Origin of the sequence: Nesterenkonia sp. LB17 (genome assembly GCF_022565915.1) — a bacterium.
Taxonomy (GTDB): Bacteria; Actinomycetota; Actinomycetes; order Actinomycetales; family Micrococcaceae; genus Nesterenkonia.
Genome location: NZ_JAJOYX010000003.1, coordinates 115,329 through 140,934, shown reverse-complemented (window position 1 = coordinate 140,934; position 25,606 = coordinate 115,329). Strand labels below are relative to the sequence as shown.

Here is a 25,606-nt window from a genome sequence, read left to right as displayed (position 1 = left end):
GTCACCCTGGATGCATCTTGATCCGGGGTTCCCTTGAGATCCACTGCCGCTGCGGTCTGGAGGGCGCGGTCCGTGGGAGTCTCGGCCGTTGATGCGATCTGCATAGACGAACTCCTCTGGTCACTGCCCACAGAGCTGCGGGTCTAATGCCACTGTGGTCTAAGGGCTCGGCATCCTGTAGGGCCGGAGGTCCCACCGTCTCTGCATGGAAACCTCTCCCGCATCTCGACGGCGGGCTCTGGCCTAGTCGGCGGAGTCCCCGACGCTCATCCTCGCCCCGTAGACGGCGACCTGGGTGCGGCGGTCCATTCCGAGCTTCGCCAGAAGTCCCGAGACGTAGTTCTTCACGGTCTTCTCCTTCAGGCTCAGCCGCTCCCCGATCTGCCGGTTGGTGAGCCCTTCAGTGATGAGCTTCAGGATCTGGGTCTCACGAAGGGTGAGATCGATTCGCGCCGTTTTCGCGGCCTGCTCCTGTGCCTGCGCGGTCTTGGCACTGAGGGAAGCGTGGACCCTCCGGGCAAGATCGGGGGTGACAAGGTTCTCCCCTTGGGAGACTCGGAGGATGGACTTGATCAGGTGTCGGCCGTGGATATTCTTGAGCACATACCCAGATGCGCCCGCCACGACAGCGGCGATGCTGGCCGCGTCGTCGTCGTAGGCGGTGAGGATCAGGCACGGGATCTCGGGATGAGCTGAACGGATGCGGCGGCACAGTTCTATGCCACTGCCGTCCGGAAGCTGGACGTCCAGCACCGCAACGTCGGGCAGCGTCGCCGCGACTCGGCCAAGGGTGCCACGCGCGGTGGCAGATTCTCCTACCACTTCCATACCTGGTTCGATATCGATGAGCTGAGCGATGCCACGTCGCACGACCTCGTGATCATCGACGAGGAAGACCCGGATCATGGCAGCCCCGGAGATTTTACGGGTGCCCACCAGAGCGCGCGGGTGCCTCCGGCGCCGCGCGGGGAGAGCGTGAAGTCGCCGCCGTGAGCCCGAGCCCTGGCCCGCAGGTTGTCGGTGCCGCTGCGTCGGGATGTGTCGGAGGGGAGCCCTACGCCGTCGTCATCGACTCTGAGAGTCACGGTGTGGGGAGTCGCGGTGATCTCCACCTCAATCGTTGTGGCGTCGGCGTGCCGTGCGACATTGCATAGCGTCTCGCGCAGGGCTGCTGCGACGTCGTCAGCCAGGGAACCGACGATGATGAGGTCGATGGTTCCGACGAAGGTGATTCGCGGCTGTGCAGACAACGTGTCGGAGAGCTCCGTGAGGATCCTGAGGAGACGGTGACGGGTGGCCTCAGCGCCGGTGCGTGTCTGCAGGGTGAAGATGGCGGTTCGAATGTCACCTATCGCCGCATCGATCTGTGTCACGTGTGCTTCAATGCTGTCGCTGAGTTGAGGGTGTGCCGACGCCAGCGCCTCCAGCCCCAGCCCGGTTCCGAAGAGTCGCTGGATGACATGGTCGTGGAGATCCTGCGCGATGCGGGCGCGCTCGTCGACGATTTCCAGTCGTTGCCGATCCGCCCGGGCCCAGGCAAGGGCGATAGCGAGACCGGCCTGGGCGGCAAACTCCTTGAGCAGCTCAAGATCATCGTCGGTGAACGGTGATTCGTCGGCTGACCGGGTGGCGCATAGTGCCGCCACGCGGTCACCATCCACGACGAGAGGCACCGCAACCATCGAGGCGCTCGGAATGTCATCGGCGAACGGAACGGGTTCGCCTCCCCCCTCCGGCGTGATGCCGGGCTCCCCATCCATGGCTCGGGCGAGGACGCAATCCATCCAAGGAACTGAGGAACATTCGATCTGTGTGGCACGGTCTCCTCGAGCAGTGTGGACATAGAAATCACGGCCCACAGCTTCAGAGACCACGACGCTGACCAGCTGCGCGCCGGTGAGAGAGACGACGCTCTCTGCAAGCACACCAAACACTTCGCCGCCCTCCGCCGCCAACAGCTTCGCCGCGACCTCGCTCAGCGCTGCACTGAGTTCCTGAGCGCGACGGGATCGTTCGTAGACGCGTGCGTTGTCGATCGCTGTCGCCGCGGTCGCCGCCAGAGCTTTGACCAGAGCCTCATCATGTGAGGTGAAAGCCTTCTCGGAGGGGTTGGTGAGGTAGAGGGCGCCATAGGTGCTTCCCCGAATCGTGATGGGGACACCGAGAAACGCCTTCATGGCGGGGTGTGCCAGCGGTGCGCCCACGGAACGAGGATCCTCTGTCAGATTCCGCAGCCGGATCGGCGCGCCACCGGTCAGAACGGCACCTAGAACGCCGAGTCCGCGGGGAGGGGATCCCATCTGCTTGACGAGCTCGGGGGACATCCCGACGTGGATGAATCGCTCCATGGTGCCATGGTCATCAACGACCCCGAGGGCTCCGAATCGCGCGTCCACCAGAGTTCGCGCCGATTCTGCAAGGTTGTGGAGGACCTGATCGAGATCAAGATCCCCAGTCACGAGTTGACTTGCTTGGAGCAGGCTCAGCAATCCGTGCTGATCTGTCAGGAAGTGGTTGCTTCGCACCATTTCGGCTCGGCTTGGTGTGGTCACGTCGGGAGCGTAGAGGTCGCGAAAATCTGAAGCTGGAGTCTCCACGTCTGCCCCCGATAATAGATAGATCTCAGCATATGTCGGATATCACTGGCAGGGGAGCCTTGGTCTCCAAACTCCACGAGCAGACACGGGTGGGTCCGCCGAACCAATCGGTGACAGGTCTGGTCACGCCGCGAGCGCCGTACTGACCTGTCGACAGGTACTCGACACTTTTGGTGGAACGAGTCGTGAATCAGGCCGAGCATCAAGTCTTGGACGGGCGGGCAGCCGAACAGCGGAGGTCAGGATATGAGCTGAACACCTCGACCATGGGGGGCGAGAAGTCACATCAAGGTCAGCTTCCGCTCCCTTTGTCGCTGCCCGTCTGTCCCGTGCGCGTGGGCATCGTCGTGGGTCGTGCTGCTCCTTCGTTGGCCGGTGCGGTATGCACCGGTGTCAGCGGACCTCGATGGTGCCCATCATGCCGAGGTCCTCGTGGTCGAGGATGTGGCAGTGGTAGACGGTGCGGCCGTCGAAGTCTTCGAAGGCCACCCGGACCGTCACCTCTCCGAAGGCCGGGATGTTGACCACGTCCTGCCACCGCGGCACGGAGACGTCGCTGCCGCCGTCGATCACGACCTGCATGGGCCACACATGCAGGTGCATCGGGTGGTCCATGGGGCTGGAGTTGGTCAGGATCCACTCCTCCACGGTGCCCACCCGGCCCCGCTGGTCGGTGCGTTCAGCGTCGAACTCGCGCCCGTCGATCGTGAAGGACATCATCTGCCCGGGACCGCGCATCCGGCCCATCCTGTCGCCCATGCCCATGCCCATGGCGAAGTCAATGGTGCGCCGGGCCGCGACCGGCTCGTCGCGCAGGTCCCGCAGGGCCGGACCCGCGGGCACGGGCCCGGCCTCCCCGGCCGGGTCCCCGGCGACCTCGAGGATGAGCAGGTCGATCGGCTCGTCGTTGCCGGGGCCGTCTCCGGGCGTGGCCCCGCCCATCATGGTGTCCATGCTCCCGCGTTCCACTGGGGTGGCGCGAAGCGTGGAGGTGCCCTCGCGGGTGTCCACCAGCAGCTCCACGCGGTTGCCGGGGGCCAGTGTCACTTCGGTGACGTCCACCGGCTCGGGCAGCCGGCCGACGTCGCGGGCCAGCAGTCGCAGGTCCTGCCCGTCCAGGGTCAGGCTCAGGTACCGGGAGGGACAGGCGTTGACGACCCGCCACAGCTCCCGCTCCCCGGGGGCTGCGTCGGCCTCGGGTCGGACCTGACCGTTGACCAGCACGGTCTCACCCTCCCGGCCGATCATTCGTTGCCGTGGGGAGACCTCGGCGAGGTTGCCGGAGCCGTCCAGGGTGATGTCGGAGACGACCAGGACGCGCTCACGGGCCACCGGGACAGGATCGGGGTCCTCGACGACGATGGTCCCGTAGAGCCCGGCAGCGATCTGGTCGGCCACGTGCCCGTGTTTGTGCGGGTGGTACCAGTAGGTGCCGGGCGGGTGGTCCTGCGGCAGGACGTACTCGTAGTCGAAGGACTCACCAGGGTCGATGCTCACGAAGGGGTTGTCCCCGTTGTTCTCAGGAGACACGTGCAACCCGTGCACGTGCAGGTTCGTCGGGGTCTCCAGACCGTTGGTCATCGCCACCCGGACCGTGTCCCCACCCCGGACCCGCAGGGTGGGTCCGGGCAGCGACCCGTTGAAAGCCTGCACGCTCGCCTCACGCGCCCCGATCCGCACCCGGGCGGGGGCGGCCTCCAAGGCCAGGTCCAGGACCCCGTCCCGGCTGGCCAGCACCTCGGGCTGCACCAGCCCCCGGCCGCCGCCGCGGGTCACGCCGCCGCCGCTGGTCCACCACAGCCCGCCTGCACCCGCGGCCGCAGCGCCGACCCCGACCGCACCCAGGGCCAGCAGCTGCCGTCGTGTCAGCGGGCTCACCGGTCACCCTCTTCCAGGGTCCGCAGCCGTTCGCTGAACTCCTCGGTGCTGATCTCCCCGCGCGCGTAGCGCTCCTCGAGGATCTCCCGGGACCGGCGCGGGCGCGCACCGGTCGGCGGAGCCGAACCGCCCTGGCGGCTCCCGTCGCCGGAACTGCCGGTGAGAGCTTTCAGAAGCACAAGCACAAGCACGATCACGATCACGACCGTTCCCACGATCAGCAGGAGCCAGAAGAACCACATCCAGCCCATGCCCCCTCCCATTCCGCTGTCCCACATCATCACGGTCCTCCTTCGTGGCTCGGATTGCTGCTCTCCATCGGCTGCCGCACGAGTGCGACGATGCCAGACGCCGGAGCGGTCAGGAAGCCTCCGGCAGCTCTTGAAGCATCCGTTCGATCTCGGCGATCTCCGCCTCCTGGTCCTCGACCACGTGGCGGGCCAGCTCGACGCCCTCCAGATTCTGTCCCTGCGCGACCTGCAGATGAGCCATTTCGACCTGACCCTCGTCATGGACGATCATCTGTTCCAGGTGCAGCCGGGCGGCTTCCGTGCCTTCGAGGGTGGATATGTCCGCCTCGCTCATCATCCCGCTCATCCCGGCCCGGGAGCCATGATCCAGGTCCTCTGTGGCACCAGGGTCTGCCCCACATGTGTTGCGCAGGGCATTCGTGCGCTCGGCCCCGGGCATTGATGACCTCCTGGGTGAGCTCGGCAGCTTCGGGACTGGACCGGAGGCACCGGTTCGCTCTACGTCCTGTGGTCGGCGATCTCTGCGATGCTCGCCAGGATGATTCCGGGGGATCCGAGGGCCACGTCGGTGCGGGGCATTCATCGATTTCGCCGAGCGTATGGCCGGTCATGGGGCGAAGGTGCAGTTCTAGGCGAGGCCAGCGGGTGGGCTCCGCCCGACTCCGAGCCACGAAAACAGAATTCGGGCGGGAGGGCCGTGCCTCCCGCCCGAATGTTGACCCTTGTCTGAAGCCCAGGTTCAGCGTGCAGACAGGGGACAATCCTCCGAACTGAATATAACTGCAGGTCAGAGGCTCATCGGAGCCGCCTGCCGGAATCGAACCGGCGACCTATTCATTACGAGTGAATCGCTCTACCGACTGAGCTAAGGCGGCGTGGCACCGCGGTGAGGCGCACGAAGGTTCACTTTACTGGTGCACCCCACCGCGGTCAAAGCTCGCTCAGTCGTGAGCTGGGACGACCATCACCGGAGCCGTCGCGTGGTGCAGCAGCTCGCGGGAGACCGAGCCAAGCAGCGCGCTGCGCATTCCTCCGTGACCTCGGGTGCCGACCACTGTCAGCTGTGCCTTGCTGCCCATCTCCTGCATCACATTGACCGGGAAGCCTTCCTCGACGGAACCGGTGACGGAGAGCTCCGGGAACTGCGCCTGGATCCAGCCGACTTCCACGTCGAGGTCCCTGTTCAGGTCATCCACCCGGGTCTGCACCATCGCCTGCTCGCGGGCGGCAAGCTCCGGATACCACATGGCCGCTGTCGTCAGCGGTGGCAGCGCCATCACCAGCTGCAGTCGGGTGCCGTGGCTGATCGCTGTTCGAGCGGCCTGCACGGAGGCTCGCCGGGAATGTGGAGATCCGTCGATGCCGACGACCACCGGCCGGGTGTCAGCGGTGCTGATCGCCTCGGGACCCTCGCCCACGCTGGACTCGTCGGTGTGTGGGACCACCACCGTGGGGGAGTGTGCGTGGCCTGGCAGGGCGGCTGCCACGGATCCCAGGATGCGCCCGGTGAAACCGCCGCGGCCGCGGCTTCCGACCACGCACAGCTCAGCTGAGCCCGAGAGATGGACCATCAACCCTGCGGCGTCGCCGTGCTCCAGCCGATAGGTGACCTCGCCGGCATGTCCTGCAAGCTGTTCCCGCGCCGTGTTCAGCGTCTTCTCCGTGGCCTGCCGCGCCAAGGTCTGGCCCCCGGCATCCGGGAAGCTCTCGAGGTATCCGCTCACCGCGGGGGGGATGGTGAAGGAGCTCATCACCGTCAGCGGGAGACCACGGAAGTGCGCCTCGCGGGCCGCCCAGCGCAGTGCGGAGGTGGCGTTGGGTGAACCGTCGAACCCGACGAGGACGCCGAGCGGGCGCGGGGCCCGTGCCTGTTCACCGCCAGCCGTCGGCTCCGGAGCGCTCGAGGTGTGGGCATCGTGAGTCTGGGAATCGGATGACGTCGCATCTGGTGTGAGCGGAGCTTCTGTGTTCATGGCAGTGTCCTAACGCAGATCAGCTGAAAAGGACCGATGAGTCAGAAAGGCCGTGTGGACGTCGTCGTCACCGGTAGTCAGAGTCTACAAGGCAGTTTCTACAACCGGTAGAAAAAAGTTCAACAATCTTCGCGACCCTCGGCCAGCTCCCCGCCGAGCAGATACCCGTCCACCGCCTGATCCACGCAGCTGTTGCCTGACCGGTACGCCAGGTGCCCTTCGCCTTCGCGGATGATCAGCGCAGACTGCGGCACCTGCTCGTGCATGTTCTCCGCCCATTCCACCGGGGTGGCAGGGTCTCCGGTGGTGCCGATCATGAGCAGCTCGTCGACCTCGCTGAGCTCAGGCTCCCAGGGTTCCGCCACGTTCTGAACGGGCCATTCCTCGCAGACAACGGCCCTGTGCCCGAGGTAGGGCCCGAAGGTGGGGGCTTCTTCGGAGACCTCTTCGAACTCGGCCTCGATCTGATCGGGGTCCTGCGGCATCGGATAGTCCAGGCACATCACGGCGGTGAATACGAAGCTGTTGATCCATCCGTAGCTGCCGTCGGGGCTCCGCCCGGACTGCAGGTCCGCGAAGTACTGAAAGCTGGTGAAGTCCTGCTGCACCAGGGCCATGGTCAGCGCCTCGGAGAGCAGCGGCCAGCTCGCGCGGCTGTACATCGGGGTGATGAAGCCGCTCACCAGGGTGGAGACATTGATGGTCCGTCCGTCCGCGCCCTGCGCCGGGTTCTCGGCGACTCCGGCGAAGAGCTCCTGCACGCCGTCGACCACCTCATCCACGGTGTCTCCGGCCGGGCAGGTCGCCTGCTCGGTGCACCACTGCGCATAGTTCTCCAGCGCCACCTCGAAGCCGAGCGCCTGCCCCTTGTTCAGCTCGTGGGCATCGATCGAGACGTCGAGCATCCCGTCCAGGACGAAGCGCCCCACCCGCTCACCGTAGTGCTCGGCGTAGGTCATCCCCAGCTTGGTGCCGTAGGAGAAGCCCAGGTAGTTCAGCTCGTCCTGACCCAGCACGGCGCGGATCACGTCCATGTCCCGGACCGCCGAGAGCGTGTCCACGTGTCCCAGCAGAGCGCCGCTCTCGGACTCGCACCGTGCCGCCAGCTCGGCGGCCGATTCGCGGGCCTCCGCGTATGAGGACTCGGCGTCGAGCTGTTCGTCGGAGACCTGCGCGCGGTACTCGTCCATCTCGGCGTCGTCCAGGCAGTTCACCGGCGCTGACCGGTGCACCCCGCGCGGGTCGAAACCGATGATGTTGTAGTGCTCGACGAGCTCCTCGCTGAACGCGATCGCGAGCGAGTCGGCGACCGCGTCGTAGCCGGAGGAGCCGGGTCCGCCGGGATTGGTGAGCAGATATTCGGCCTGGTCTCCGCCGGACTGGGAGCTGATGATCTGGATCTCGAGATCCGTTTGTGCCCCCGGATCGGCCCAGTCCATCGGCACCGTGACATCGGCGCACATCATGGTCTCCTCGCAGGAGGTCCAATCGATGTCCTGCTCGTAATACTCGATGTAGTCCTCGGCCGCGCCGGCCAGTTCGCCCGCCGGCACCGAGGTGGCAGTCATCGGCTCCGCCTCAGCGTCTGCCGCGCCGGAATCCTCGTCCCCACCGGCGTTCACGCAGCCCGAGAGCAGCAGCGCGGCAGCGGCGGCGAGGCTGATCAGCCGAAGCCTGCGGGGAGGGAGACCAATCTCAGGCATGGGACCTCCCGGGTAGGAACTGCATCATCAACGCCTCCACGGCCAGCAACGGGGGGACATTCTGGGTGATCCGGGTCCGGGCTGCGTTGATCGCGTCGAGCCCGGCCAGGGTCTGCTCGGCGCTGAGCGATTCCGCGTATCGCTTCAGCTCCTCACGCAGATGCTCGTTGATCAGCTCCGCATGGGTCTCCAGCTTCAGGCTCAGCACATCTCGGAAGACCGCGGTGAGGTCGATCAGCGCCCGGTCCAGGGAATCGGCGACGGCGCGCTTGGCCCGCCGGGTGTTCTCCTCCTCCAGCTTCTTGAACTGGCTGCGCAGCTTGGGCGGGATCTTCTCCTCGGCCTCGAGCCCCAGTGACCGACGCAGCGAGGCCTGTTCGGCCTCCAGCCGCGCCTCCGCAGTGCTGGCAGCATCCGCCTGGGTCATCTCCACCAGAGACCCCGCGGCCTTGATCGCGGCCGAGGAAGAGGTCAGCCGCAGCGGCAGGGTGACCACCTGCTCGCGCCTGCTCCGTGCCTCCGGGTCCCGGGCCAGCCGGCGCGCGACCCCGATGTGGTTCTGCGAGACCCGCGCGGCGAACTGCGCCTGCTCCTCGTTGAGCCCGTCCCGGCTGGTCAGGAGCTGCGCCACCGCGGCGGTGGGCGGGATCCGCAGGCTCACCAGCCGGCAGCGCGAGCGGATGGTGACCAGCACGTCCGCCGGACTCGGGGCGCACAGCACCCAGAGCGTATGCGGCGGCGGCTCCTCGATCGCCTTGAGCAGCACATTGGTGGCCCGTTCGGTCATCCGGTCCGCGTCCTCGACCACGATCACGCGCCAGCGTGCACCCTGGGGCTTCTCCTGCGCGGTGGTGATCAGCTGGCGGACATCGTCGATCTTGTAGGTCACGTTCTCGGTGGAGACCAGCTTCACCGAGGGATGGCTCTCGGCGGCCACCAGCCGGCAGGACCGGCATTCGCCGCAGCCGCGGGCCGCCGGCTCGTCCTGGTCACAGTTCAGGGCGGCGGCGAAGGCGCGTGCGGCGTTGGACCGTCCCGAGCCTGGGGGACCGGTGAACAGCCACGCATGTGCGGGGGTGCCTGACCCTGCGGCGCGACGAAGCTGTTCGACGACGGCATCCTGACCGACCAGCTCGGTATAGACGCTCATGGGCTCAGCAGCTCCTGGACCCGGGACCGGATCGCGGCCTGCAGCTCCTGCGCGGAACCAGACGCGTCGAGCACCAGATATCGCTCGGGCGCGGCGTCCGCGCGGGCGAGGAAGGCGTGGCGCAGCCGGTCATGGAAGGCGTCCTCGGCGGACTCGATCCGGTCCGAGTGTCCCGCGCGGCCCTCCCGCCTGGCACGCGCGATGGCCGGATCGATGTCCAGCACCACGGTGAGATCCGGCTGCAGCCCGCCGGTGGCGAAGGCGTTGATCTCAGCGACGGCCGCTGTCCCGAGCTCGCGTCCCACACCCTGGTAGGCCACCGAGGAATCCACATAGCGGTCGCAGAGCACGAAGCGGCCGGCCTCGAGTGCGGGCTCGATCCGCTGGACCACATGGGCGGCGCGGGAGGCCGCGAAGAGCAGCGCCTCGGTGCGCGGATCGACCTCGCCCTGATCATGTTCGAGCACCAGCGAGCGGATGCGCTCGCCGATCACGGTTCCGCCGGGCTCGCGGGTGCGCTCGTAGGGCACCGACCGATCCTCGAACCAGGACTCGAGCAGGTCCAGCTGGGTGGTCTTGCCGGCGCCGTCGCCGCCTTCGAAGGCGACGAAGCCTCCGCGTCTGAGATGGGTCACGCTCCCAGCCTACCCAGCCCCGGTGACACGGACATGACACCGGGAGCCCGGGCAGCGGCGGGCGGCCCACCCAATCCCGGACACCTGCTGGGGTACCGTAACAGTGTGAACCAGCACGAACGCACCTTTGTGGTCAGTGCGGGCCGCGGCCCCCACGGTCCGAACCAGCCCGTCAACATGCCGGTGGACTTCACCTCCACGTATTCCTACCGGCCAGGCGTCCACGCCTCCTTGGACTACGCGCGGGAGGGGATGCCCTCCTGGTCCCCGCTGGAGGAGCTGCTGGCTCAGCTCGAGGCGGGCACCCGCACCACCTTCCAGTCCCAGGGTCAGGTCACCACGGCCGAGGAGCATCCGGTCCAGGTGCTGCCAGGTCTGCTGTTCTCCTCCGGGATGGCCGCCATCTCCGCCGTCGTGCATCTGCTGCCACCCGGAGGCCACCTGATCATGCCGCGGCACAGCTACATGGGATTCTCCGCGCTGGCCCAGCAGATGGCAGACCAGGGTCTGCTCACGCTGCACCGGGTGGACATCGCCGACACCGCGCAGGTCTCCAGCACGCTGCACGACGTCTCCACCCTGGCTGGCGCCCAGGACGCTCGCGTCATGCTGTGGATCGAATCCCCGACCAACCCGATGCTGGAGATCGCGGACCTTCCCGCGCTGCTGGCCGCTGCGAAGCAGCGCGGGGTGCTCACTGCGGTGGACAACACCTTCGCGACACCGCTGCGCCAGCGCCCGCTCCAACACGGCGCCGACGTCGTGGTCCACTCGGTCACCAAGTTCCTCTCCGGACACTCCGACCTCATCATGGGCGCCGCGATCACCGGTGATCGCGAGATCCATCAGCGGCTGCACCAGCACCGCACCCTCCACGGCGCGATCCCGGGCCCGATGGAGGTCTTCCTCGCCCTGCGCGGCGTGCGCACCCTCGCGGTGCGCCTGGACGCCGCGGAGTCCAACGCCGGCGAGCTCTCCCGCCGGCTGGATCAGCTCAGCCGGGATGCCGGGCTGCCGCTGCGCAAGGTCAACTACCCCGGCCTGGCCGCGCACCCGCAACATCAGCGCGCCGCAGAGCAGCTCGGCGGGTTCGGCGCGATCCTGACCATCGAGCTCGACGCCGACCAGCCCGGTTCCGCCGACGCCTGGGATTCAGCACAGCCCGGTTCCGGAGAGCCCCAGCCGGGACAGCCCGATTCGGGCCAGCGCATCACAAGTCAGCGCAGCGAGGCCGAGGTGGCCGACGCGGTGCTCAGCGCACTGCAGCTCTGGACCCCGGCCACCAGCCTGGGCGGCGTGGAGTCCCTCGCCGAGCGCCGTCGTCGTCATCCGGGTGAACCGTCCTCGGTCCCGGACGGGCTGATCCGGCTCTCGGTGGGCATCGAGGACGTCGAGGATCTCTTCGCAGATCTGCTCAACGCGTTGCGCGCCGCCGCAGCCGGGGAGCCCATCCGATAACATCGGGGTATGCAGTCTCCCCTCTCTGATATCTGGATCTTCGTCCTGCAGACCGAAGCCTGGATGCACCTCGCCTTCGCACTGGTCTGTCTCGGGCTCGCCATCGTGGCACTGGTCAAGTGCATCCCCAAGAACGCGCAGCGGTTCGACATCGCCTTCAAGCGGACCAAGGGCTTCTGGCTGGGCATGACCGGCGGCGCCGTCGTCCTGGCTCTGCTCGGCGCTGCGGGAGCCGGTCCCTTCGGCCTGATCTTCCCGGTGGCCGCGGCCTGCATGGCGATGGTCTACCTGACCGACGTGAACCCCGAAGTCTCCGACTGACCGCACCCTGCGCTGATTTCCACGTTCGACTCCGAAAGGGAGACACACTCCTATGGCCTATGACCTGATCCTGCTCCGCCACGGGCAGAGCGACTGGAACGAGAAGAACCTCTTCACCGGGTGGGTGGATGTGCCGCTGACCGCCCTGGGCCGTGAAGAGGCCGCACGCGGCGGTGAGCTGCTCAAGGAGCACCAGCTGCTCCCCGACGTGGTCCACACCTCGCTGCTGCAGCGCGCCATCACCACCTGCCACCTGGCGCTGGAGACCGCAGACCGGCTATGGATCCCGGTGAAGCGCGACTGGCGGCTCAACGAGCGCCACTACGGCGCGCTCCAGGGCAAGGACAAGGCCGAGACGCTGGCGCAGTACGGCGAAGAGCAGTTCATGATGTGGCGCCGCTCCTATGACACCCCTCCGCCGGAGATCGCCGCCGACGACGAGTTCTCCCAGCTGGGGGATCCGCGCTACGCCGACCTCGGCGACTCCGCGCCGCGCACCGAGTGCCTCAAGGACGTCGTGGATCGGATGCTGCCCTACTGGGAGTCCGCCGTGATCCCGGATCTGCGCGAGAACAAGACCGTGCTGCTCGCAGCCCACGGCAACTCGCTGCGCGCCCTGGTGAAGTACCTCGACGGAATCTCCGACGAGGACATCGCCGGACTCAACATCCCCACCGGGATCCCGCTGCACTACCAGCTCGACGACGATCTCAAGCCGCTGAACCCCGGCGGCACCTACCTCGACCCCGAGGCCGCCAAGGACGCGATCAAGGCCGTGGCGAACCAGGGCAAGAAGTAGTCCGCACAGCGAAAGAGACCCCTCAGACATCATGCGATGTCTGAGGGGTCTCTTCGTGGGTCATCCGATGCTCACGCGCCATCGATCGGCCGGCCTGCGGCGGAATGGGCGCCTGAGAGTGGCGTGATCACGCCGCAGAGCGCCCGATGCATGGTGGTGGATGTGCCTGCGGAAGGCCGTCCCACCAGCAGGCTCAGTGTTCGCGGGTGTCCCAGGCGCCGGTGACCAGATAGTCGACCTTGTTCGCCACCGAGACCCCGTGGTCCCCGAATCGTTCGAAGAACCGGCTCACCAGGGTGGAGTCCACGCTGGTCGCCGCACTCTGCTGCCAGTCATCGGCGGCGACGATGGTGAACACCGAGGCGTGCAGGTCGTTGAGCTGTTCGTTCAGCGCGTGGATCTCCGCGACCAGGTGCAGCTCGCGGGTCTCCAGCAGCGTGATCAGCCGCGACGAGATCTCGGTGCTCAGCTTGGCCATCTTGTCGAAGACCGAGTGCAGTGAGTCCGGGGCCACCCGGTCCGGGTAGCGCATCCGGGCGAGCTGGGCGATATGCCGCGCCAGATCGCCCATGCGCTCCAGCGAGGTGCTCATCCGCAGCGCGCCCACGATCATCCGCAGGTCTGAGGCCACCGGACCCTGCAGCGCGAGCAGCTCGATGGCCTTCTCGTCGAGCTCCACCTGCAGCCGGTCGATCTGGGCATCGGCGGCGATGACCTCCTCCGCCAGCTGGAGATCGGTGGTGTCGAAGGCGGTGTAGGCCTTCTCCATCGCCGTATGGACCAATGATGTGATCTGTATCAGCTGCTCACCAAGGTTGATGAGGTCTGCCTGAAAGAGCTTTCGCACGTGTTCGCGTTCCTTTCCCGCCGTGGAGTATCCCGACAGTGAATCCTTGCTGGCGCAGATGAACGCCAGCGAAGTCAGCAGTCGACGCGAAGGTGAACGCTGGCTGAACCCTGGGCGCTGGTCCGGGCTTATGGTGCCCCTCACCGGGAGTCGGGCCTAAGCTGTAGGACGTGGATCACCTGCTCATCGCCGCACTGTCCGGCGTCGTCGGCCTGGCACTGGGCGTTGTCGGCATGTATGCCTTCCGCGTCAGTGAGAAGCAGCGTGCCGCCGGCATCGATGTGGACGAACCCTCGATGCCCGCCGGCGCCACCGAGGTGCTCGCCTCGCTCGGGCTGGCCTATATCGTGGTGGACACCGTCGACGGGGTGGTGCGCGCCAACCCGGCCGCCTACGCCTTCGGCCTGGTCCGCGGCCATACTGTGGTCCACCAGCAGCTGCTGAACCTCACCGCCCGGGTCCGCGGGGACGGGGTGATCATCGATCAGGAGCATGAGCTGGCCCGTGGGCTGCAGGGGGAGACCTCACTGGTCGTGCACCTGCGCGTGGCGCCGCTGGGGGATGAGTACATCCTGGTCCTCGCCGATGACCGCACGGAGTTCTCCCGCATCGAGGCTGTGCGAAATGACTTCGTCGCCAACGTCTCCCACGAGCTGAAGACCCCGGTCGGGGCGATCTCGCTGCTGGCCGAGACCATCGAGGACGCCGCCGACGACGACGTCGCCGTTCGCCGCTTCACCCAGCGCCTGCACAAGGAATCCCGCCGGCTCGCGGCGCTGGTCCAAGACATCATCGAGCTCTCCCGGGTGCAGGGCAAGAACGTGGTCCACGCCGGCCGGCCGGTGGACCTCGAAGACGTCATCGCCGACGCCGCGGACCGCTCTCGGCTGCCCGCGGAGTCCAAGAACATCGAGCTGAAGATCGGTGGTGCGCTTCCGCACCGGGTCCACGGCGACGCCGACCAGCTGGCGATGGCGTTCCGGAACCTGATCGACAACGCCGTGCGCTACTCCCCGGAATCCACCCGGGTCGGCATCGGGCTCTCCAGCCGCGACGGGATCGCCCAGGTCACCATCACCGACCAGGGGATCGGAATCGCAAGGGAGGACCAGGAGCGGATCTTCGAACGCTTCTACCGGGTCGACGCCGCCCGCTCCCGCCAGACCGGAGGCACCGGCCTGGGCCTGAGCATCGTCAAGCATGTGATCACCAACCACGGCGGCGAGGTCGCGCTGTGGTCCCAGCAGGGGAGGGGCTCCACCTTCACGGTGCGCCTGCCCGAGCTCGACGAGAGCCTCGACACCCTTGAAGGGCTCGGCCGGGGTGCGGCCGGGCTCGGCCAAGCATCAGTTCGCACCGCCCCACATGGTGCTGCATCGCGTCACAGTGCAGCGAACCCGGCACCCACCAGGGCCGGCGAAGGAGGAAACGCGTGACCAGAATTCTGCTCGTCGAGGATGAGCCCTCATTCTCAGAAGCACTGTCCTATGCCCTCGAGAAGGAGGGGTACGACGTCGTCGTCGCGGAGAACGGCCTCGACGCCGTCGAGATATTCACCCGTGAAGGAGCAGATCTGGTCCTGCTGGACCTGATGCTCCCCGGGCAGTCCGGCACCGAGGTGTGCCGCCAGATCCGGCTGCAGTCCAATGTTCCGGTGATCATGCTCACGGCCAAGGACTCCGAGATCGACAAGGTCGTGGGCCTGGAGCTCGGCGCCGATGACTACGTCACCAAGCCCTACTCCTCCCGGGAGCTGCTCGCCCGAGTCCGAGCGGTGCTGCGCCGGCGGGTCGAGACCGAGGTGGACGACGGCTCGATGGTCATCGCGGGACCGGTCAGCATGGACATCGAACGCCACACCGTGGAGGTCAAGGGCGCACCGCTGAGCCTGCCGCTGAAGGAGTTCGAGCTGCTGGAGATGCTGCTGCGCAACGCCGGGCGGGTGCTCACCCGGGGCCAGCTCATCGATCGGGTCTGGGGATCGGACTATGTCGGAGACACCAAGACCCTCGACGTCCACGTCAAGCGACTCCGCGCCAAGATCGAACCCGACCCGTCACGCCCGGAGTTCCTGATCACCGTCCGCGGGCTGGGCTACAAATTTGAGTCCTGAACCGGGTCGGTAGACTGGCCCAGGTCCCCGAAGCGTCGTCCCCCTCACAGGAGTGTGCATGAGCACCGTCAGCGATTCCGCAGCGCAGAACACCACCGCGGCTGCCCCCGGCGCCTCCGGCACCTCCGGCGCCGCCTCGCGCCAGCCGATCCGGCGCGCCCTGATCTCGGTCTATGACAAGACCGGGCTGGAGGACCTCGCCGCGGGACTGCACGCCGCCGGCGTCGAGATCGTCTCCACCGGCTCCACCGCCAAGCGCATCGCCGCCGCCGGGGTCCCTGTCATCGAGGTCTCCGAGGTCACCGGCTTCGCGGAGTGCCTGGACGGCCGGGTGAAGACCCTGCACCCCCGGGTGCACGCCGGCATCTTGGCGGACCGTCGCCGCGAAGACCACCGGGCCCAGCTCGAGGAGCTTCAGATCGAACCCTTCGACCTGGTCGTGGTGAACCTCTACCCCTTCGCCGACACCGTCGCCTCCGGCGCCGCGGAGGACCAGATCGTCGAACAGATCGACATCGGCGGACCCTCCATGGTCCGCGCCGCCGCCAAGAACCACGCCTCCGTCGCTGTGGTGGTCGATCCGCTGCGCTATCACGACATCATCTCCGCGGCCTCCGCCGGAGGCTTCACGCTCACCGCCCGGCAGCGCCTGGCCGCCCTGGCCTTCGCCCACACGGCCGCCTACGACACCGCCGTGGCGCGCTGGACCTCCCAGCAGTTCGACGACGACTTCGACGCCGCCTCGGTGCCCGCCTCGCCGCTGAGCCGCACCGAGAAGAAGCTGAACTTCCCGCCCTACGCCGGGCTCGCGCTGCAGCGCCTGGACACCCTGCGCTACGGCGAGAACGCGCACCAGCCCGCCGCACTGTACGCCGACTCCAGCGCCCGCCCCGGCCTGGCCCAGGCCCAGACGCTGCACGGCAAGGCGATGAGCTACAACAACTATGTCGACGCCGACGCCGCAGTGCGCACCGCCTTCGACTTCGCCCAGCCCGCCGTGGCGATCATCAAGCACGCCAACCCCTGCGGTGTGGCCGTGGGCGCCACCGTGGCCGAGGCCCACCGCACCGCCCACGCCTGCGACCCGCTCTCGGCCTTCGGCGGTGTCATCGCCGCCAACCGCACCGTCACCGCGGAGATGGCCAAGACCGTCTCGGAGATCTTCACCGAAGTCGTCGTCGCCCCGGCCTTCGAGGAGGAGGCGCTGGCGATCCTGACCAGGAAGAAGAACATCCGGCTGCTGCGCCTGCCCGAAGGCCACCGGCGCGACCGGGTGGAATACAAGCAGATCTCCGGAGGCATGCTGCTCCAGGCCTCCGACGCGGTCGACGCCGAGGGTGACACCACCTCCGGCTGGAAGCTGGTCTCCGGGGAAGCCGCCGACGTCGACATGCTCGCCGACCTCGACTTCGCCTGGCGGGCGATCCGCTCGGTGAAGTCCAACGCGATCCTGCTGGCGAAGAACCAGGCCACCGTGGGGATCGGCATGGGTCAGGTCAACCGGCTCGACTCCTGCCGGCTCGCTGTGCAGCGCGCGAACACGCTCGCCGGTGACGGGGTGGAGCGGGCCCGCGGGTCCGTCGCGGCCTCCGACGCCTTCTTCCCCTTCGCCGACGGGCTGCAGAGCCTGATCGCCGCCGGGGTGCGCGCGGTCGTGCAGCCCGGCGGGTCCCAGCGCGACGAGGAGGTCGTCTCCGCAGCCCGCGACGCCGGCCTGACCATGTACCTCACCGGAACGCGCCACTTCTTCCACTGATCGACCACCACCACTGACCAGATCTGCAGCCGCGGACCTCACCCGCGGATCCGGTCGCCCCTACGCCTGCTCGGCACCCTTGAAAGGGTGGAACCCGTGAACGAACTGCTTGACGAGCTGGAAGACATGATCCGTGAGGAGCGCCTCACGGAGCTGCGCTCCGCCCTGGACGAGCTCAACGTGGGTGACATCGTCGACTTCCTGGAACGCCTCGGCGTCAAGAACCGCGCGGTGGCCTTCCGGCTGCTCTCCAAGGGCGTCGCCGTCGAAGCCTTCGACCTGCTGGACCAGTCGCTGCAGGGCGAGATCATCGAGGGCCTCAAGGACGTCGAGGTCGCGCACTACTTCGAGTCCCTGGACCCCGATGACCGAGTCCGGCTCATGGACGAGATGCCGGCTTCGATCGCCCGCCGGATGATGCGCCACCTGGACCCGCGTGAGCGCAGCCTGACCAACATCGTGCTCGGCTACCCCAGCGGCACCATCGGGCGCCAGATGAGCCCCGAGTTCGTCGCGATCCCCGAGCACTGGACCGTCGCCGAGGCGATGGACAAGGTCAGCAAGGCCGGTGAGGACGCGGAGACGCTCTACACCCTGCCCGTGGTGGACCCCGGTCGGCTGCTGCAGGGCGTGGTCTCGCTGCGCGACCTGGTCAGCAACAGCGGCGAGACACTCATCGCGGAGCTGATGCGCGAGGCAGATTCGGTGGACGCCGACCACGACGCCGAGGACGCCGCTCGCATGTGCGCCGACCGCAAGCACCTCGCCGTGCCGGTCACCGACTCCGAGCACCGGGTGGTCGGGATCTTCACGGTCGACGACGCACTCGACATCCTCGAGCGCGCCGAATCCGAGGACGCCGCCCGCCACGGTGGCGCCGAGCCGCTGAACCGGCCCTACCTCTCCACCCCGGTGCTGCAGATCATGCGCTCTCGCGTGGTGTGGCTGCTGGTGCTGGCTCTGGGTGCCGCGCTCACCGTCCAGGTGCTCGACGTCTTCGAGGGCACCATCGAATCCATGGTGGTGCTCAGCCTGTTCGTGCCGCTGCTGATCGGCACCGGCGGCAACACCGGCAACCAGGCAGCGACCACGGTCGTCCGCGCGCTGGCGCTGGGCGACGTGGGCACCCGAGACGTGTTCAAGGTGCTCTGGCGCGAGGTGCGGGTGGGCATCACCCTGGGTGCCACGCTCGGCGTGCTGGGCTTCCTGGTCGCCGGACTTTTCTACGGCTGGGACATCGGCACCGTGATCGGGCTGACCCTGCTCTCCATCTGCACCCTGGCCGCCTCGGTGGGCGGGCTGATGCCGCTGCTGGGCAAGAAGCTCGGCGCCGACCCGGCAGTCTTCGCCAACCCGTTCATCTCGACCTTCGTGGATGCCACCGGACTCATCGTGTACTTCATGATCGCCCGCACCGTGCTGGGAATCTGAGTGCCCGGGCCAGCCGGAGCATCTGGGGTAGATTTGTGATCAGGGAAACAACATATAACCGAACTTGAGGAGATCCATGCCGACGGCAAAGATCATCTATACCAACACCGACGAAGCGCCGATGCTGGCCACGTTCTCCCTCAAACCCATCGTGGAGGGCTTCGCCGCCCCCGCCGGGGTTGAGGTCGAGACCCGCGACATCTCACTGGCCGGCCGCATCATCTCTGCGTTCCCCGAGTATCTCCGTGAGGACCAGCGCGAGAGCGACTCCCTCGCCGAGCTCGGCGCCCTGGCGAAGACCCCAGAAGCCAACATCGTGAAGCTGCCGAACATCTCCGCCTCGGGACCCCAGCTCAAGGCCGCCATCGCCGAGCTGCAGTCCGCCGGATATGCCCTGCCCGACTACCCCGAGTCACCGTCCACCGATGAGGAGCGCGACGTGCGCGCCCGCTACGGCAAGGTCCAGGGCTCCGCGGTGAACCCGGTGCTTCGCGAAGGCAACTCGGACCGCCGCGCCCCCGCTTCGGTGAAGAACTACGTGCGCGCCAACCCGCACTCCATGGGCGACTGGAGCGCAGACTCCAAGACCAACGTGGCCACCATGGACTCTGGCGACTTCGCCGCCAACGAGCAGTCAGTGGTGCTCGACGTCGAGGACACGCTCACCATCACCCACGTCTCCACCGACGGCACCTCCACCGTGCTCAAGGAGTCCCTCCCGGTCAAGGCCGGAGAGGTCGTCGACGCCACCGTGATGCGCGCCGCCGAGCTCGACGCGTTCCTCACCGCCCAGGTGGCCCGCGCCAAGGAAGAGGATGTGCTCTTCTCGGCCCACCTGAAGGCCACGATGATGAAGGTCTCGGACCCGATCATCTTCGGACACATCGTGCGGGCCTTCCTCCCGACGGTCTTCGAGAAGCACGGGGCGACCCTCGCCGAGGCCGGACTCTCCGCCAATGACGGACTGGCCTCCATCCTCGCCGGCGCCGAGAAGCTCGGCGAGGCGGGCGACGCCATCAAGGCCGAGATCACCCAGGGCCTGGCCGACGGCCCCCGGATGTCGATGGTCGATGACTCCAAGGGCATCACCAACCTGCACGCACCCTCCGACGTCATCGTGGACGCCTCCATGCCCGCGATGATCCGCAACGGCGGCAAGGCCTGGGGCCCCACCGGAGAGACCGACGACACCCTCGCGATCATCCCCGACTCCTCCTACGCCGGGGTCTACCAGGCGGTCATCGAAGACTGCCGCGCCCACGGCGCCTACGACCCGACCACCATCGGCACCGTGCCCAACATCGGACTGATGGCGCAGAAGGCCGAGGAGTACGGCTCCCACGACAAGACCTTCGAGATCGATGCCGCCGGCACCGTGCAGGTCACCAACGCCGCCGGCGACGTGCTGCTCGAGCACGAGGTCTCCGCAGGAGACATCTGGCGCGCCTGCCAGACCAAGGACGCCCCCATCCAGGACTGGGTGAAGCTCGCCGTGACCCGGGCCCGCGAATTCGGCACCCCCGCGGTGTTCTGGCTCGATGACAAGCGCGCCCACGACCGCACCATGATCGAGAAGGTCAACCACGCCCTGGCCCAGCTGGACACCGACGGGCTCGAGATCAAGATCCTCGACCCGGTGGCGGCCACGAAGTACACCGTGGAGCGGCTGCGCCGCGGCGAGGACACCATCTCGGTGACCGGCAACGTGCTGCGCGACTACCTCACCGACCTGTTCCCGATCCTGGAGCTGGGAACCTCGGCGAAGATGCTCTCCATCGTGCCGCTGATGGCAGGCGGCGGACTCTTCGAGACCGGCGCCGGCGGCTCCGCGCCGAAGCATGTCCAGCAGCTGGCCGAGCAGAACTACCTGCGCTGGGACTCCCTGGGTGAGTTCTTCGCCCTGGTGCCCTCGCTGGAGAAGTACGCCGAGCAGGCCCAGGCCCCCAAGGCCAAGGTCCTCGCCTCCGCGCTGGACCGCGCCACGGCCACCTTCCTGATGGAGAACCGCTCGCCGGGACGCAAGCTCGGCACCATCGACAACCGCGGCTCGCACTTCTACCTGGCCATGTACTGGGCCCAGGAGCTGGCCGCGCAGACCGAGGACACCGAGCTGGCTCAGCGCTTCACCTCCGTGGCGGATGCGCTGACCTCGAACGAGGAGCAGATCCTGAGCGAGCTCAACGGAGTCCAGGGCGAACCGGTGGATCTGGGCGGCTACTACCGCCCCGATGAGGCCAAGGCCTTCGCCGCGATGCGCCCCTCGGCGACCCTGAACAGCATCATCGACGGCCTCAAGGCCTGAGATGACGCGGCTCCACGTCCGGCCCGAGGCCGACGCTGCGCTCCGCGAGGGGCTGCGGCAGCAGGGCGCCGTCCTCGTCGGTGAGGATGAACAGCCCGAGGGCATCATCGTCACCGGGATGTTCAAGACGCTGAACCTCGCCGAGGTGCTCGAGGCCAATCCCCAGGTGCGCTGGGTGCAGCTGCCCAGCGCCGGCATCGAGCTCTACGCGGAGATCCTCACCCAGTTCCCAGAACTGACCTGGACCTCCGCGAAGGGCTCCTACGCCAAACCGGTCGGGGAGCATGCGCTGGCGCTGACCCTCGCGGCGCTGCGCGGACTCAAGGCCCGGGCCCTGGCGAACAGCTGGGGCACCGAGGGCGGGATCTCGCTGAACGGGCTGCGCTGCGTCGTCGTCGGCGGAGGTGGGGTCGCGGCGGAGATCGTCCGGCTCTACAAGGCCTTCGACACCCACGTCACCGTCGTCCGGCGGACCGCCGTACCGGTGGAGCACGCCGATGTCACCGTCGCCTTCGAGGGTCTCGATGAGGCGCTGGACGGGGCCGAAGTGGTGGCGCTGGCAGCAGCGGCCACTCCTGCCACCCGGCACCTGCTCAACGCCGACCGGCTGGCGCTGCTGGCCGACGGCGCGGTGGTCGCCAACGTGGGCCGCGGCAGCCTGGTGGACCAGACAGCGCTCGTCGAGGCGCTGAGCACCGGAGCCCTGCGCGGCGCCGGTCTCGACGTCACCGAGCCGGAGCCGCTTCCCGAGACCGACCCGCTCTGGTCGCTCCAGAACTGCCTGATCACCCCGCACACCGCGGACACCACGGAGATGGTGGTGCCGCTGCTGCGGGAGCGGATCCTGGCGAACCACCGCCGCTTCCATGCCGGCGAACCGATGCTGGGCCTGGTGGATCCTGCCCAGGGATACTGAGGACACCCCCAGCCCGCACCACCAGGTCGACCTTCACCACCAGTACTGCCTTCACGCCCAGCACGACCCGACCCCCTTCGGATCCCAGGAGTAATCTTCATGGCACATGTGCTCACCGTCAGCGGACACACGCCCCAGATCGGTGAGGGCGTGTTCCTGGCCCCCACCGCCGCGATCACCGGGGAGGTGACCATGGCGAAGGACTCCTCGGCCTTCTACGGCGTCTCGGTCCGCGGCGATTCGGCGGCGATCTCGGTGGGGGAGGGCACCAACCTGCAGGACAACGCGGTGCTCCATGCCGATCCCGGTCACCCGTGCACCCTGGGTGCCGGGATCTCCGTCGGGCACTCCGCAGTGGTCCACGGCTGCACCGTGGGAGACGGCTCGCTGATCGGGATGAGTGCGACCATCATGAACGGCGCCGTCATCGGCGAGCAGAGCCTCATCGCTGCCGGGGCCGTGGTGCTCGAGGGCACCGAGGTTCCGCCGCGGTCCCTGGTCGCCGGCGTTCCCGCCAAGGTCCGGCGCGAGCTCACCGAGGAGGAGATCGCCGGGCTGCGCAGCAACGCCGAGGTCTACCTGGGTCACAAGGACGCCCACCGCGCCGCCCAGGGCACTGTCATCGAGGGTTAGCGCAGGGAACTCTCGACGCCCCGGGTCAGCAAGATTCCGAGGTAACAGTTCTCTTACGTCCAGGTGGTCACCAGGGCACTCTCAGTAACCTTCAGTCAAGGACACGAGACGAGAGGCAGTCACACATGACCATCTACGGGTTCCACGCATCACAGGAACAGATCGCCCCCTCCCAGCTGCTGCGCGACGTCCAGCACGCCGAGACGGTCGGATTCCAGGCCGCCATGAGCTCGGACCACTTCATGCCCTGGTCGCAGCGGCAGGGCCACTCGGGATTCACCCTCTCCTGGCTCGGCGCCGCACTGGCCACCACCGCCTTCCCCATCGGATCGGTGATCGCTCCAGGCCAGCGCTATCACCCCGCCATCGTCGCGCAGGCCACAGCCACCCTGGGTGAGATGTTTCCCGGCAGGTACTGGGCCGCGCTGGGTGCCGGACAGGCGATGAACGAACACGTCACCGGAGAGCTCTGGATGGACAAGGAGACCCGACGACGGCGGCTGCTCGAATGTGCGGACATCATCTCCCGGCTGCACCGCGGTGAGCGCATCATCAGCCACCGCGGCTTCGTCAGCGTGGACGACGCCTACCTCTATGACCGCCCCGAGGAGCCCATCCCGCTCTACGCCACCTGCATCACCCCCGACGCCGCTCGCCTCGCCGCTGTCTGGGCCAAGGGCATGATCACCCTGAACCAGCCCGAGGATGTGCAGAACGAGGTGCTCGCCGCCTACCGCGAAGCCGGCGGGGAAGGGCCCGCCATGCTGCAGATCCACCTCAGCTGGGCGCAGACACGGGAGCAGGCCGAGGCCATCGCCCACGACCAATGGCGCACCAACGTCTTCGGCTCACCGCTGGACCAGGACCTGCCCACCCCGGAACATTTCGACTCCGCCGCCGCGGAGGTCAGCCTGGAGACCGTGGCGAAGGCGGTGTGGATCTCCGAGGAGCCCGGCCAGCTCGCCGAATGGATCGACGCCGCCGTCCAGCCCGGTTTCGACCAGGTCTACCTCCACCATGTGGGCCAGGAGCAGCGACCCTGGCTCGACCTCGCCGGCGAGTCGATCCTCCCCGAACTGAAGGGCGCCTGATGCGCATCACCGACACCGCGGACCTCTGGTACAAGAACGCCGTCATCTACTGCGTGGACCTGGAGACCTACCTGGACTCGGACGGCGACGGGATCGGTGACCTGCCGGGGCTGACCCGGCGGATCGACTACCTCGCCGACATCGGCGTCAGCTGCCTCTGGCTCATGCCCTTCTACCCCTCGCCCCGCCGGGACAACGGCTACGACATCTCTGACATGTTCGGGGTCGATCGGCGCTACGGCGATCACGGGGACTTCGTCGAGCTGGTCCGAGTGGCCCATGACCGTGGGATCCGAGTCATCGTGGACCTGGTCATCAATCACACCTCGGACCAGCACCCATGGTTCCGCAGCTCGCGGGCCTCCAAGGACAGCCCCTACCGAGACTTCTACGTCTGGCGCAGCGACACCCCGCCGGACACCTCCGAGGAGGCGATGTTCCCCGGGCAGGAAGGCGGGATCTGGACCCACGACGAGAAGACCGAGGAGTGGTACCTGCACCACTTCCTGCACACCCAGCCGGACCTGAACACCTCCAATCCGCAGGTCCGCGATGCGATCACCAAGACCATGGGCTTCTGGCTCCAGCTCGGGGTGGACGGCTTCCGGGTGGACGCGGTGCCCTTCGCGATCAACCAGACCACGCTCACCGGGGCAGATCAGCACGACTTCGTGGAACCCCACGACTACCTGCGCACGCTGCGGGCCTTCCTGCAGCGCCGCTCCACCGGAACGAGCTCCGCGATGATCCTCGGCGAGGTGAACCTTCCACACCAGGAACAGCTGGCCTTCTTCGGCGGGGAGGACGGTGACCAGCTCACCATGCAGTTCGACTTCACCGTGAACCAGAAGGCCTTCCTCTCCTTCGCCCGCGAGGACGCTCGGCCCCTCGCCGAAGCCCTGGCGCAGCGGCCGCAGAACCTCCCCACCGAGACCCAGTACGCGAACTTCCTGCGCAACCACGACGAGCTCACCCTGGACCTGCTCAGCGCCGCAGAGCGCGACGAGGTGCTGGACACCTTCGCCCCCGAGGAGGACATGCGATTCGCCGGCCGTGGGCTGCGTCGTCGGCTGCCCGCCATGTTCGACGGTGACCCGCGGCGGATCAAGATGGCCTACTCGCTGCTGTTCTCCCTGCCCGGCACCCCGGTGCTCTTCTACGGCGAGGAGATCGGAATGGGGGAGAACCTCGAAGTGCCCGGACGCGAGGCCGTCCGAACGCCGATGCAGTGGAGTCAGGACAAGAACGGCGGATTCTCCTCGGCCCGCCCCTCGAAGCTCGCACGCAAGGTCGTGGAGGGTCCCTTCGGGCCCGAACACGTCAACGCTGCACAGGCCCGCCGGGACGAGGACTCGCTGCTCCACCATGTCAGCCGTCTGGCCCGACGCTACCGCGACTGCCCCGAGCTGGGCTGGGGTGAGCTGTCGATCCTTCAGCAGCCGCACCACGAAGTGCTCGCGCATCGCATGACCAGCGGCGATCAGTCCATGGTCCTGATCCATAACCTCTCACCGAAGTCCCTCGTGGTGCCGCTGATGCTGGAGGACGAGGAGAAGGACACCGAGCTCATCGACCTGCTTCAGGACGGCGCCTGCGCCATCGATGCCGAACACCGCACCGAAGTCACGCTGGACGGCTATGGCTGCCGGTGGCTGCGGGTGAAGCGCCCCGGGGATCCGCGCCTTCTCTGAGCGCGACGGCGTGGGTGGAGCGCGAGGCGCTACGCTGAAGAGTCCCACCCGCGCCGCGCCC

23 protein-coding genes and 1 tRNA gene are annotated in these 25,606 nt (G+C 67.6%); 13 read left to right on the top strand and 11 right to left on the bottom strand.

Annotation, left to right across the window (positions count from 1 at the left end; genetic code table 11):
- Positions 1 to 243: 243 nt before the first annotated feature.
- Positions 244 to 906 (bottom strand): response regulator transcription factor, encoded by a 663-nt coding sequence (locus tag LTH96_RS08060; RefSeq protein WP_241465228.1) that lies wholly within the window; start codon positions 904 to 906, stop codon positions 244 to 246.
- A complete protein-coding gene (locus tag LTH96_RS08055) occupies positions 903 to 2,396 on the bottom strand; it encodes a GAF domain-containing protein (RefSeq protein WP_241465227.1) in 1,494 nt (497 codons plus the stop codon). The genes LTH96_RS08060 and LTH96_RS08055 overlap by 4 nt, the downstream gene beginning before the upstream one ends.
- Between LTH96_RS08055 and LTH96_RS13315 the strand changes: the two genes are divergently transcribed.
- Positions 2,331 to 2,582 carry a hypothetical protein gene (locus LTH96_RS13315; protein WP_241465580.1) on the top strand — a complete coding sequence of 84 codons (252 nt, stop codon included), beginning with the start codon at positions 2,331 to 2,333 and terminating at the stop codon, positions 2,580 to 2,582. The two genes, LTH96_RS08055 and LTH96_RS13315, sit on opposite strands and share 66 nt — an antisense overlap.
- A 408-nt stretch (positions 2,583 to 2,990) precedes the next feature.
- Here LTH96_RS13315 and LTH96_RS08045 read toward each other — a convergent pair whose 3' ends face one another.
- The 8 genes from LTH96_RS08045 to tmk form a co-directional block, all read right to left on the bottom strand.
- Positions 2,991 to 4,475 carry a multicopper oxidase family protein gene (locus tag LTH96_RS08045; RefSeq protein WP_241465226.1) on the bottom strand — a complete coding sequence of 495 codons (1,485 nt, stop codon included), beginning with the start codon at positions 4,473 to 4,475 and terminating at the stop codon, positions 2,991 to 2,993.
- Positions 4,472 to 4,756 (bottom strand): SHOCT domain-containing protein, encoded by a 285-nt coding sequence (locus LTH96_RS08040; protein ID WP_241465225.1) that lies wholly within the window; start codon positions 4,754 to 4,756, stop codon positions 4,472 to 4,474. Before LTH96_RS08040 ends, LTH96_RS08045 begins: the two co-directional genes overlap by 4 nt.
- Positions 4,757 to 4,835: 79 nt before the next feature.
- Complete coding sequence (locus LTH96_RS08035; protein ID WP_241465224.1) at positions 4,836 to 5,165, bottom strand: DUF305 domain-containing protein; 330 nt, start codon at positions 5,163 to 5,165, stop codon at positions 4,836 to 4,838.
- Positions 5,166 to 5,528: 363 nt separating this feature from the next.
- Positions 5,529 to 5,601: transfer RNA gene (locus LTH96_RS08030), tRNA-Thr, on the bottom strand.
- A gap of 66 nt (positions 5,602 to 5,667) precedes the next feature.
- Complete coding sequence (locus LTH96_RS08025; protein ID WP_241465223.1) at positions 5,668 to 6,699, bottom strand: universal stress protein; 1,032 nt, start codon at positions 6,697 to 6,699, stop codon at positions 5,668 to 5,670.
- A 119-nt stretch (positions 6,700 to 6,818) separates the two neighbouring features.
- Complete coding sequence (locus LTH96_RS08020) at positions 6,819 to 8,402, bottom strand: alpha/beta hydrolase (RefSeq protein WP_241465222.1); 1,584 nt, start codon at positions 8,400 to 8,402, stop codon at positions 6,819 to 6,821.
- Positions 8,395 to 9,552: a DNA polymerase III subunit delta' gene (locus LTH96_RS08015; RefSeq protein ID WP_241465221.1), complete on the bottom strand. Its 1,158-nt coding sequence runs from the start codon at positions 9,550 to 9,552 to the stop codon at positions 8,395 to 8,397. The genes LTH96_RS08020 and LTH96_RS08015 overlap by 8 nt, the downstream gene beginning before the upstream one ends.
- The gene (gene tmk, locus LTH96_RS08010) at positions 9,549 to 10,187 is read right to left on the bottom strand and encodes a dTMP kinase (protein ID WP_241465220.1); all 639 of its coding nucleotides are present in this window, start codon (positions 10,185 to 10,187) and stop codon (positions 9,549 to 9,551) included. The genes LTH96_RS08015 and tmk overlap by 4 nt, the downstream gene beginning before the upstream one ends.
- Positions 10,188 to 10,292: 105 nt before the next feature.
- Here tmk and LTH96_RS08005 point away from each other — a divergent pair, with 105 nt between their 5' ends.
- Genes LTH96_RS08005 through LTH96_RS07995 form a run of 3 tightly spaced genes read left to right on the top strand, consistent with a single transcriptional unit; the run spans position 10,293 to position 12,765 of the window.
- Positions 10,293 to 11,645 carry a PLP-dependent transferase gene (locus LTH96_RS08005; RefSeq protein ID WP_241465219.1) on the top strand — a complete coding sequence of 451 codons (1,353 nt, stop codon included), beginning with the start codon at positions 10,293 to 10,295 and terminating at the stop codon, positions 11,643 to 11,645.
- A gap of 9 nt (positions 11,646 to 11,654) precedes the next feature.
- Positions 11,655 to 11,966: a DUF2516 family protein gene (locus LTH96_RS08000; RefSeq protein WP_051501343.1), complete on the top strand. Its 312-nt coding sequence runs from the start codon at positions 11,655 to 11,657 to the stop codon at positions 11,964 to 11,966.
- Between the two features lie 52 nt (positions 11,967 to 12,018).
- Positions 12,019 to 12,765, top strand: a complete 747-nt coding sequence (locus LTH96_RS07995; RefSeq protein ID WP_241465218.1) for a phosphoglyceromutase — start codon at positions 12,019 to 12,021, stop codon at positions 12,763 to 12,765.
- Positions 12,766 to 12,958: 193 nt separating this feature from the next.
- On the opposite strand, the gene phoU is transcribed toward LTH96_RS07995, so the two are convergent.
- Entirely contained in the window at positions 12,959 to 13,612 is a 654-nt protein-coding gene (phoU, locus tag LTH96_RS07990; RefSeq protein WP_241465217.1) for a phosphate signaling complex protein PhoU, read from the bottom strand.
- A gap of 170 nt (positions 13,613 to 13,782) precedes the next feature.
- On the opposite strand from phoU, the gene LTH96_RS07985 reads away from it, so the two are divergent.
- The 9 genes from LTH96_RS07985 (at position 13,783) to LTH96_RS07945 (ending at position 25,545) form a co-directional block, all read left to right on the top strand.
- Complete coding sequence (locus tag LTH96_RS07985; protein WP_241465216.1) at positions 13,783 to 15,048, top strand: ATP-binding protein; 1,266 nt, start codon at positions 13,783 to 13,785, stop codon at positions 15,046 to 15,048.
- Positions 15,045 to 15,725 carry a response regulator transcription factor gene (locus LTH96_RS07980; RefSeq protein WP_241465215.1) on the top strand — a complete coding sequence of 227 codons (681 nt, stop codon included), beginning with the start codon at positions 15,045 to 15,047 and terminating at the stop codon, positions 15,723 to 15,725. Before LTH96_RS07985 ends, LTH96_RS07980 begins: the two co-directional genes overlap by 4 nt.
- Before the next feature lie 58 nt (positions 15,726 to 15,783).
- Positions 15,784 to 17,481 carry a bifunctional phosphoribosylaminoimidazolecarboxamide formyltransferase/IMP cyclohydrolase gene (gene purH, locus LTH96_RS07975; RefSeq protein WP_241465214.1) on the top strand — a complete coding sequence of 566 codons (1,698 nt, stop codon included), beginning with the start codon at positions 15,784 to 15,786 and terminating at the stop codon, positions 17,479 to 17,481.
- A 96-nt stretch (positions 17,482 to 17,577) separates the two neighbouring features.
- The gene (gene mgtE, locus LTH96_RS07970) at positions 17,578 to 18,912 is read left to right on the top strand and encodes a magnesium transporter (protein WP_241465213.1); all 1,335 of its coding nucleotides are present in this window, start codon (positions 17,578 to 17,580) and stop codon (positions 18,910 to 18,912) included.
- 76 nt (positions 18,913 to 18,988) lie between these two features.
- Positions 18,989 to 21,214 carry an NADP-dependent isocitrate dehydrogenase gene (locus LTH96_RS07965; protein WP_241465212.1) on the top strand — a complete coding sequence of 742 codons (2,226 nt, stop codon included), beginning with the start codon at positions 18,989 to 18,991 and terminating at the stop codon, positions 21,212 to 21,214.
- Between the two features lies 1 nt (position 21,215).
- The gene (locus LTH96_RS07960) at positions 21,216 to 22,130 is read left to right on the top strand and encodes an NAD(P)-dependent oxidoreductase (RefSeq protein ID WP_241465211.1); all 915 of its coding nucleotides are present in this window, start codon (positions 21,216 to 21,218) and stop codon (positions 22,128 to 22,130) included.
- 99 nt (positions 22,131 to 22,229) lie between these two features.
- Complete coding sequence (locus tag LTH96_RS07955) at positions 22,230 to 22,763, top strand: gamma carbonic anhydrase family protein (RefSeq protein WP_241465210.1); 534 nt, start codon at positions 22,230 to 22,232, stop codon at positions 22,761 to 22,763.
- 125 nt (positions 22,764 to 22,888) lie between these two features.
- Complete coding sequence (locus LTH96_RS07950) at positions 22,889 to 23,854, top strand: TIGR03885 family FMN-dependent LLM class oxidoreductase (protein WP_241465209.1); 966 nt, start codon at positions 22,889 to 22,891, stop codon at positions 23,852 to 23,854.
- On the top strand, positions 23,854 to 25,545 hold the full coding sequence (locus tag LTH96_RS07945; protein ID WP_241465208.1) for an alpha-amylase family protein: 1,692 nt from the start codon (positions 23,854 to 23,856) through the stop codon (positions 25,543 to 25,545). The genes LTH96_RS07950 and LTH96_RS07945 overlap by 1 nt, the downstream gene beginning before the upstream one ends.
- The last annotated feature ends 61 nt before the right edge of the window (positions 25,546 to 25,606 follow it).

What these genes read in the sequence shown, in the direction of transcription:
- LTH96_RS08060 (WP_241465228.1), bottom strand. Translation starts at nt 906, where the DNA reads ATGATCCGGGTCTTCCTCGTCGATGATCACGAGGTCGTGCGACGTGGC.
- LTH96_RS08040 (WP_241465225.1), bottom strand. Translation starts at nt 4,756, where the DNA reads ATGATGTGGGACAGCGGAATGGGAGGGGGCATGGGCTGGATGTGGTTC.
- LTH96_RS08035 (WP_241465224.1), bottom strand. Translation starts at nt 5,165, where the DNA reads ATGCCCGGGGCCGAGCGCACGAATGCCCTGCGCAACACATGTGGGGCA.
- LTH96_RS08025 (WP_241465223.1), bottom strand. Translation starts at nt 6,699, where the DNA reads ATGAACACAGAAGCTCCGCTCACACCAGATGCGACGTCATCCGATTCC.
- LTH96_RS08020 (WP_241465222.1), bottom strand. Translation starts at nt 8,402, where the DNA reads ATGCCTGAGATTGGTCTCCCTCCCCGCAGGCTTCGGCTGATCAGCCTC.
- LTH96_RS08015 (WP_241465221.1), bottom strand. Translation starts at nt 9,552, where the DNA reads ATGAGCGTCTATACCGAGCTGGTCGGTCAGGATGCCGTCGTCGAACAG.
- LTH96_RS08000 (WP_051501343.1), top strand. Translation starts at nt 11,655, where the DNA reads ATGCAGTCTCCCCTCTCTGATATCTGGATCTTCGTCCTGCAGACCGAA.
- LTH96_RS07995 (WP_241465218.1), top strand. Translation starts at nt 12,019, where the DNA reads ATGGCCTATGACCTGATCCTGCTCCGCCACGGGCAGAGCGACTGGAAC.
- purH (WP_241465214.1), top strand. Translation starts at nt 15,784, where the DNA reads ATGAGCACCGTCAGCGATTCCGCAGCGCAGAACACCACCGCGGCTGCC.
- LTH96_RS07965 (WP_241465212.1), top strand. Translation starts at nt 18,989, where the DNA reads ATGCCGACGGCAAAGATCATCTATACCAACACCGACGAAGCGCCGATG.
- LTH96_RS07960 (WP_241465211.1), top strand. Translation starts at nt 21,216, where the DNA reads ATGACGCGGCTCCACGTCCGGCCCGAGGCCGACGCTGCGCTCCGCGAG.
- LTH96_RS07955 (WP_241465210.1), top strand. Translation starts at nt 22,230, where the DNA reads ATGGCACATGTGCTCACCGTCAGCGGACACACGCCCCAGATCGGTGAG.
- LTH96_RS07950 (WP_241465209.1), top strand. Translation starts at nt 22,889, where the DNA reads ATGACCATCTACGGGTTCCACGCATCACAGGAACAGATCGCCCCCTCC.
- LTH96_RS07945 (WP_241465208.1), top strand. Translation starts at nt 23,854, where the DNA reads ATGCGCATCACCGACACCGCGGACCTCTGGTACAAGAACGCCGTCATC.